This window comes from Pseudactinotalea sp., from assembly GCF_048594945.1.
Taxonomy (GTDB): domain Bacteria; phylum Actinomycetota; class Actinomycetes; order Actinomycetales; family Beutenbergiaceae; genus Pseudactinotalea.
The window spans coordinates 1-7,963 of the sequence record NZ_JBMDXJ010000383.1 but is presented as its reverse complement, the minus strand read 5'-3'; the positions used below and the strand labels follow the sequence as shown (position 1 = coordinate 7,963).

At 70.6% G+C, this 7,963-nt stretch carries 9 protein-coding genes; 3 read left to right on the top strand and 6 right to left on the bottom strand.

The features are described from left to right. On the top strand, positions 1-376 hold a 376-nt coding region (locus tag ACOJSN_RS17390; RefSeq protein ID WP_420113750.1), incomplete at its 5' end, for an anti-sigma factor domain-containing protein. Between the two features lie 56 nt (positions 377-432). Here ACOJSN_RS17390 and ACOJSN_RS17385 read toward each other — a convergent pair. From ACOJSN_RS17385 to ligA, 6 genes are all read right to left on the bottom strand, one after another. Then, positions 433-1,044: a ferritin-like domain-containing protein gene (locus ACOJSN_RS17385; protein WP_420113749.1), complete on the bottom strand. Its 612-nt coding sequence runs from the start codon at positions 1,042-1,044 to the stop codon at positions 433-435. 9 nt (positions 1,045-1,053) lie between these two features. Next, on the bottom strand, positions 1,054-1,779 hold the full coding sequence (locus tag ACOJSN_RS17380) for a ferritin-like domain-containing protein (protein ID WP_420113748.1): 726 nt from the start codon (positions 1,777-1,779) through the stop codon (positions 1,054-1,056). A gap of 85 nt (positions 1,780-1,864) precedes the next feature. Further along, positions 1,865-2,578: a class E sortase gene (locus ACOJSN_RS17375; protein WP_420113747.1), complete on the bottom strand. Its 714-nt coding sequence runs from the start codon at positions 2,576-2,578 to the stop codon at positions 1,865-1,867. 44 nt (positions 2,579-2,622) lie between these two features. Continuing rightward, positions 2,623-3,516, bottom strand: coding sequence for an SDR family NAD(P)-dependent oxidoreductase (locus ACOJSN_RS17370; RefSeq protein WP_420113746.1), 894 nt, complete (start codon positions 3,514-3,516; stop codon positions 2,623-2,625). Next, positions 3,516-4,223: a hypothetical protein gene (locus ACOJSN_RS17365; protein ID WP_420113745.1), complete on the bottom strand. Its 708-nt coding sequence runs from the start codon at positions 4,221-4,223 to the stop codon at positions 3,516-3,518. The genes ACOJSN_RS17370 and ACOJSN_RS17365 overlap by 1 nt, the downstream gene beginning before the upstream one ends. Before the next feature lie 9 nt (positions 4,224-4,232). After that, entirely contained in the window at positions 4,233-6,626 is a 2,394-nt protein-coding gene (gene ligA, locus ACOJSN_RS17360) for an NAD-dependent DNA ligase LigA (protein WP_420113744.1), read from the bottom strand. A gap of 241 nt (positions 6,627-6,867) precedes the next feature. Between ligA and ACOJSN_RS17355 the strand changes: the two genes are divergently transcribed. Then, positions 6,868-7,314, top strand: coding sequence for a hypothetical protein (locus tag ACOJSN_RS17355; RefSeq protein ID WP_420113743.1), 447 nt, complete (start codon positions 6,868-6,870; stop codon positions 7,312-7,314). 61 nt (positions 7,315-7,375) lie between these two features. Continuing rightward, positions 7,376-7,831, top strand: coding sequence for a hypothetical protein (locus ACOJSN_RS17350; protein ID WP_420113742.1), 456 nt, complete (start codon positions 7,376-7,378; stop codon positions 7,829-7,831). Positions 7,832-7,963 lie beyond the last annotated feature (132 nt).

Below are 7,963 nucleotides of genomic sequence, written 5' to 3'. Positions count from 1 at the left end.
CGGGGTGGTCGGCACGGTCGTGATCCAATCGATCACCGATCGCAGCCACGGCACCGTCGTCGCGTCCGCGGATCTGGAGGCGCTTCCGGGCTGGGACGCACAGGGGCGTGCAGACGTCGAGGAGCGCGACGGTGAGCGGGTGCTGACCGTGGATCTGGAGACCGCGCCCGACCAGGGGTACCGCGAGGTGTGGCTGATCTCGGTCGATCTCGAGCGGCTGGTCAGGCTGGGGGTGCTGACAGGGAGCGAGGGTGCGTTCGACCTGCCGGACGGGCTGGACCTGGATGACTTCGCCATCGTCGACGTATCCGCCGAACCGCTCGACGGCGACCCCGCCCACTCCGGCGACAGCATCGTGCGTGGTGAGCTGGGATAGCACACCGGGGCCGGTACGACACGTGGTCGCACCGGCCCCGGAGCCCGCCCCTTCCGTCAGAGGGTCTCGGCGCTGACGATGAACGGCGACGCCGCCTCCAGCACGTCAGCGCGCGCCAGCGCGGTCTCGAGCGCGCCCTGGTAGACACCGCCCTCCGCCGGCTTGTTCTGCAGCACCCCGATGATCGCGGCGTGGCGTGCCTCGACCCCGAAGATGCTCGCGGCTGCCGTGAGCAGCTCCTTCTCCTTGAACAGACTCGGCGCCGCGCCGAGATACGCCTGCACGCCCAGGTTCTCGAACGTGTAGGCCGTCTCGAGGTAGCTCTCCTCGCTCGCGAACGACTCACCGAAGTCGACCATCGGTGCAGGAACGGCGTCGCCTCCGAGCGAGGCGATCGTGTCCTGCAGGGTCATCACATGTGTTTCCTCGTCGGTCTGGATCGTGGCGAGGTAGTCCGCCGCCTTGCCGGTGAGGAGGTCGGCTTCGTTGCCCTGGCGGTAGAACTCCGCCTCGAGGTACTCGAGGGTGAGCGCGTAGTTGAGGACGTCGAGCGGTCCCTCGAAATCGCCGTCGTCGGCGAACGCGAACTTGGAGCCGAGCATCGTCAGCGCGATGGCCCCAGGGATGGCGAGACCAGCGTCCCGGATCAGGTTCTTGCGTGTGTACACGGTGTCCTCCTAGCTCTCGATGAACTGGCCGGCGGCGTCGAGCACGTCCTCCATGGGGAGGTTCGCCTCGAAGGGGTCGGGGAACGGGTCCCCGCCCATGAGATCGGCGACCACGGCCGCGTGCCGCGATTCGACGCCCGCGATCGCCGCCGCGGTGCCGAGGATCTCGGCGTCGCTGATCAGCGCGACCTGCCCGTGGTAGGCCTGCACACCCAGCTCCTCGAACATCGACGCGGCCTCGAGGAAGGCGTCCCGGTCGGTGAACGTCTCGTCGGGGAACATGAAGCTCGGCTTCTCGACGGGAGTTCCGCCGAGGTCGGTGATCAGCTGGCTGATGCCGTCGACGTGCCCTTGCTCGTGGTCCCTGATCGGGGTGAGGAGCTCGAGCTCTCGCTCCTCGGTGATGACATCGCCGGCGATGCCTTGGGTGTAGAACTCCGCCTCCAAGTACTCCAGCGTGAGGGCGTAGTTGAGGATGTCGATGTCGTCCGCGGTGTCCGCGAAGGCGACCGGGTCGCGACGGTTGAACGCGACGAACGTGGCGCCCACCCCGACCAGCGCGGCACCGGCGATGAAGCCGCGGCGCGTCGACTCGGTCCGGAACGCCATCACCGGCTTGCCGCCGAACAACTGGCTCGACCTCCGCACTCGTGCGGCCCGTCCCGGGTCTGCTCCGAGGGGTTGGTTGTTCTCCTGCATGGTGCTCGCACCTGCTCTCGTTCGTGGTGTGGTCATGTGCACGTCGCGGCTGTGGTGCCTGTGCGCGGCGATCCTGCGTTCGGTGGCGACACGTCCTTTCGTCGGTCGTTGGCTGGAAGGTTCAGGAGGACTCGGCCTGCGCGTGGACGACGATGCGATGGGTGAGGCTGCCCTCCGGGTGACAGGCGAACAACGTCAACTCCCGCAGCCCCGCCTCCGCGGGCTGGGCGAGCACCTCACGCTCGTACTGCGCGACGGGGACCACCAGCACGTCGGTCACCACATAGGTGGTCCCAACGCCTGCCAGCGAGGTCACCGTGATCTCGTCGCCCGCAGCGAGCTCGTCGAGATCGCGGAACGGCGCCGTGTGCGTGGTGCGGTGACCGGAGATCACGGCGTTGCCGAGCTGCCCAGGCAACGGGGTGCCGGTCCAGTGACCTGGACCGAGCGCCAGCGTGACCGGGTCCACTCCATTGCCGAACTCGACATCGAGGCCGATCGCCGGGACCTCCAGGATGCCGAGCGCGGCGTAGTCACCCGGCTGCGTCACCACGGCGGCGACCCGGTCAGGGTCGACCGGCTGGTCGCCGCTCGACTCGCTCAGCTGCGCGGCGAGATCCTGCACGGTCTGGAGCGTGGGCCGGTGAGAGTCGGCGCCGGCCGCGGCGTCGAGCATTCGTTCCAGGGGCGTGCTCGGCTGCGTGCCCCATCCCGGTGCCAGGACCAGAACCGTTGCGGCGGCGACCGCCGCCATGCCCACCACGATGCGGCGAGCGAGACGGCCGCGACCGGTGCCGTCGGCACCGGCGGCTCGCGGCTCTGCTGGGCGTCCCATGGTGATCATTCGGAGCCGGGACGCGGTCGGATGGGTGTAGGCCGCTACCCGGGCCGCGGAGGCGCGACGGTCACGCCCGTCTCGCGTGCGGCGAACGCCGTGAACCACGCGCCCACTCGCGGGTCGCTCGCCTCGGCCGACCGCCCGATGAGGGCGACCCGGCCGCGGAAGGTGCCCACGCCGTCGAACCCCACGTAGGCACCACCGGGCATGGGTTCGGCGACGGCGAACAGGGTGGAGCGGGCCGCCGTCGGGAGATCGTTGCCGATCGTGAGGGCGACGCGCTGCGCGATCCGGTGCACGGCCCCGAGCCCGGGCTTGTTGGAGATGTTGCTGGCCGCCCAGCCCGGCTCGGCGGCAAGCGCGCGGACCGGTGAGCCCGACTCGCGGAGCCGCCGGTCCAGGTCGAGGGTCCAGGCGAGCAGTGCGAGCTTGGAGCCTGCGTAGGCGCGCGGTCCGCTCCAGCGGCGCCGCAGGTGTGGGTCGGCGCGGTCGATCGTGGCGGCTTTGTGGGAGTTGGAGGCGACATTGACCACACGATCGGTGATCCGCGGCAGCAGCAGCGCGGTCAGGGCGTACGGGCCGAGGACGTTGGTGCCGAGCGCGAGCTCGAAGCCGTCGGCGGTGTCCTCGCGCCGCAGCGGGTACACGCCGGCGTTGTTGACGAGCACGTCGATGGGGTCGGTGATCGCCTCCGCACATGCGCGAACCGAGGCGAGATCGGCCAGATCGAGCTCGACCACCTCGCACGAGCCACCGATCTCCGCGGCGCGGCGGCGGCCGAGGGCAGGATCGCGCACGGCGAGCAGCACGTGCGCACCCGCCCCCGCGAGAGCGCGCGCCGTCTCGAGACCGACACCGTTGCTGGCGCCGGTGACGACCACACGTGTGCCGTCCAGTCGCGGCAGCCGGTCCGCGGTCCAGCCCGGGCGCTGCATCAGGAGACGGCGAGGCCGACGAGGTCGAGCAGGGCGCGCGCATACGCGTCGGCGGCGTCGCTCCCCCGGCCCGCGATCACCTCGTGACCCTGGACCTGGGCGGTCACGAGGTACTCGCCGCCCTCGCGCGTGAGCGAGATGAACGCGTTGCCGAGCAGCGCGCGCAGCTGGTCCTCGCGGGGAAGCCACAGCGTGTCGGCTGTGGGTACGGAGTCCAGGGCCCACTCGGTGGTGCCGTTGAAGCCGAAGAAGTTGCCCTGTTCGTGCCGGTGCTCCTCGATCACCATGTCCGAGACGGTGAAGACCTCCTCGGTAAGAGCCTGCTTGTCGATGCGGAACCGGTCGCCGGAGGCGGGCTGCCATCGCACCCCGGCATCGCGGAGGGCGCGGGCGAGATCGTCGGAGATCATGCCCCCAGTATCGCGCGGGCCTGGTTCCGTGCCGACGAATGGTTGTCGCTTCGCGTTTCCGTCCGCGAGGCGAACCCGACGCATGATCTCGAGATGGTCGGGCGCCGGGTTGAGCAGCCTGGCGGGTCCCGCCTGGAGCCAGCGCTGCGCCTGTTCGACCGCCGCATCGAGCGTCAGCGGCTCGTCATAGGCCGCCGGGTTCGTCCCGATCCGGATGAATCCAACGACCGTGAGCCAGGCGAAGCCGATCGTCTCGGTGCCACGAAGCGCGCTGTCCAGCCACTCCCGGCCCACCATCCAGGGGAGTCAGCCCGCCACAGCCTCCGGTCCGCCGTCGAGCAGCGCCTGGAAACCTGCCTCGTCGAGGATCGTCAGACCGAGCTCGCGCGCCTTGGTCTCCTTGGATCCCGCTCCGGGGCCGACGACGACGTAGTCCGTCTTCTTGGACACCGAGCCTGAGGACTTGCCACCCCGGGCGAGGATCGCTTCCTTGGCACCGTCCCGTGAGAAGTTCTCCAACGACCCGGTGACGACGATCGTGAGACCGGTGAGCACGCCGTCGGGGCCGCCGGCTGCACCGGGACCGGGGTGATCAGGGATCGCGAACGAGACCCCGGCCTCAGCCCAACGCTCCACGATCTCCCGGTGCCAGTCGACCTCGAACCAGTCGAGCAGCGACTGCGCGATGATGCCGCCGACGCCCTCGACGCCGGCGAGCTCCTCGAGGCCCGCCTCCCGGATCGCCACGAGGGATCCGAAGTGCTGCGCAAGCGCGCGGGCCGCCACCGGGCCGACGTGTCGGATGTTGAGCGCGACGAGTTGGCGCCAGAGGTCCTTCGTCTTGGCCTTCTCCAGCTCCGCGAGCAGCGTGCTGGCCTGCGCTGAAGGGTGCACGAGGAGGTGGTCCTTGCGGATGCCCGCCTTGCGACGCTCCGCCGCGCTCGCGTCCTCCCAGCCGGGCGGGTACACGCGCTCGATGCGCTGGAACGGGGCGCGCCGAACGACGTCGCCCGACGTCGGATCGGTGCGAGCCTCGCCGGTCTCCGGATCGGTCACCACCACCTCGATCGGTGTGATCTGTTCGAGCGTGAGGCTGAAGAGCCCGGCCTCGGTGGTGAGCACGGGCTCGCGCGGCTCACCGGTCTGAGCGTCGTAGCCGGGCTGGGTCAGTGCGGCCGCGGTGACCTCGCCCAGCGCCTCGACATCGAGAGCGCCACGGGAGCCGATGTGCTCGACCCGACCACGTACCTGCGCGGGACACGACTCCCCGTTGGGGCAGCGTAGGTCGATGTCGCCCTCCTTCATCGGGCGCAGCGGCGTGCCGCACTCGGGGCACGCCGCGGGCATGACGAAGGCGCGCTCGGAGCCGTCGCGCTTCTCCACCACCGGACCGAGCACCTCGGGGATGACGTCACCCGCCTTGCGCAGCACGACCGTGTCCCCGATCAGCACGCCCTTCTGCACCACGACCTCTTGGTTGTGCAGGGTCGCCTGCCGCACCACGCTGCCGGCCACCAGCTTGGGCTCCATCACGGCGTACGGCGTCGCACGACCCGTGCGGCCGACCCCGACGCGGATGTCGAGCAGCCTCGTCTGCACCTCCTCGGGCGGATACTTGTACGCGATCGCCCAGCGGGGCGCACGACTCGTCTCGCCGAGCTCGGCGTGCAGGGCGAGCTCGTCGACCTTCACCACGATGCCGTCGAGCTCGTGCTCGATCGAGTGCCGGTTCTCGCCGAAGTGCGCCACGAAGGCCAGCACATCGTCGATGGAGTCGCACACCTTCAGGTGCGGACTCGTGGGAAGGCCCCAGCCCGCGAGCAGCGCGTAGACCTCGCTCTGGGAGGCCACGGGTGGGTTCGGCCAGGCGCCGATACCGTGCACGTACAGCCGCAGCGACGCGATGCGCTCCTCCCCTGCCGCGAGCTCGAGCCCGGACTTCTTCTCGAGCTGTTGGCGCAGCCCACCGCTGGCGGCGTTGCGCGGATTCGCGAATGCGGGGAATCGGCGCTCGGCCGCCACCCGCTGACGCTGGTCGTCGAATGCCCGCTTGCCCGTGCCCCGCGCCTCCCATCGCTCTCGTGCCTGCGTGAACGCCTGCTCGCGGCGCTCGGCCTGACCGGCGTTGAGCGCGTGGAAGGCCTCGACCGGGATGAACACCTCGCCCCGCACCTCGACGAGCGCCGGGTACCCCTCGCCCGCCAGTCGTTCGGGGATACCCGCGACGCGCAGCGCGTTCTCGGTGACGATCTCACCGACGCGACCATCGCCACGCGTCGCTGCCGAGGTGAGCACGCCGTTCTCGTACCGCAGGCTGATGGCGAGACCGTCGATCTTGAGCTCGGTGAGCCAGCGCACCTCGCGGCCGGCCGCGGCGGTGGTCTTGATGCACCACTCGCGCAGCTCCTCGATCGAGCACACGTTGTCGAGGCTGAGCATGCGCTCGGCATGTTCGATCGTGGCGAGCGCGGAGGTCTGCGCCGCGCCCACTGTCTGCGTGGGCGAGTCCTGCGCCTGCAGCACCGGATACGCCTCCTCGAGCGCTTCGAGCCGGTGCAGCCACCCGTCGTAGGTGGGATCGTCGACGGCGGAGGCATCGTCGCCGTAGTACGCGTCACGTGCCGCTTCGATACGGCTGACGAGGTCGGCGACCTGTGCGCGTGCGTCGTCGAGGCTGAGGTCGGTGGGGTCGACGGTCACGACGTCGATCCTAGGTCCGAGGTCCGACAGGCGGTGGGTTCCTTGGATAGGCGTGCTTCCTACGTCGCCGACCTCGCACGACCTGTGGTGGGATGGGGGCATGACGCAGCCGTGGTGGCCAGGGGCAGGTGAGCCGCCAGCGCCCGCCACACCGGCGAACCCGGCGCCGTGGATGCCGCCGCCAGGGCACCAACCCGCCGGACAGAGTCCGGCCGGCCAGCCGCAGCAGCCCAATCCGTGGATGCCGCCACCCACCACGCAGTCACCGACCGCGGCGATCCCCGCGGGCCAGCCCACCGCCGTCGTCAACACGATGGAGGGCAGCGCCACGGGTGGCCCGACCGCCCCTGGCGGGCAGCCGCAGCGGACCGTCGCCGGACTCGGCTTCGTCACCTTCCTGCTCGTGGTAGGCGCGATCGCGTTCGCGGCCTTCGTGGCGCGTGACTGGGTGATCGACTGGGGCACCTCGGTCGCCGCCTGCATGGATGGCGGCGGCGCGTGGGAGTGCGTGAGCAACCACGCCGGCCGCACCCAGGTGCTGCTGCCGCTGATCGCGGTCCTCGCGGCCTTCTCGTTGGCGCGCGGCGCCGGCGTGGAGCGCGGGCAGGGTCGCGGGATCGGGTACCTGTACGCGCTGCTCGGGTTCGGTGCGCTGGCCCTGGCCTGGTCGATGGGGGCTGCCGCATGAACACACCACAGAGTTCTGCTCCCCCGCTCCGCTCCTCCGCACAACTCTGCGAGGACCCCGTATGAGCGTCTTCGACCCCTACGGCAGCAATCAGCCGGAGCAGCATCCCGGTCTGAACATTGGCAGCCAGACGCAGGTGTCGACCATGAGCGCGGTCGACACCGACGGCATCCGCACCAACCAGTACCGCTCCGGCGCCCTCAGCGCGTTGGCCCCCTTCCTCGGCTACTGCAGCGTGGTGCTCGCCGTGGCCATGGGTTTGGCCGGCGGCGCCGGCCGCGCCATGTGCCTCGACGGCCGCCTCGACGCAGCCGTGTGCGGGGCCGAGCCCGCCCACCTCGTCCTGCTCCCGCTGGCCGTGCTGTTCTTCGGGCTGGTGCTCGCGACGATCGGCGGCAGCCTCGCCAAGAAGCACCGCGCGGCGTCGTCGTTCGTCGCACTCGTGATCGGGTTCGCCGCCCTCTGGTTCGCGGTGCAGTGGTTCAGCAACGACCTGCTGGGTCTGCCCTTCCCCTGAGCGACGGAGTCGCGTCAGGGGACGTGGGGAGGAGGAGCGCCCGGCGAGGAACGAGCCGGTCGCGACGACGGCGCCCCTGAGCGACGGAGTCGCGTCAGGGGACGTGGGGAGGAGGAGCGCCCGGCGAGGAAC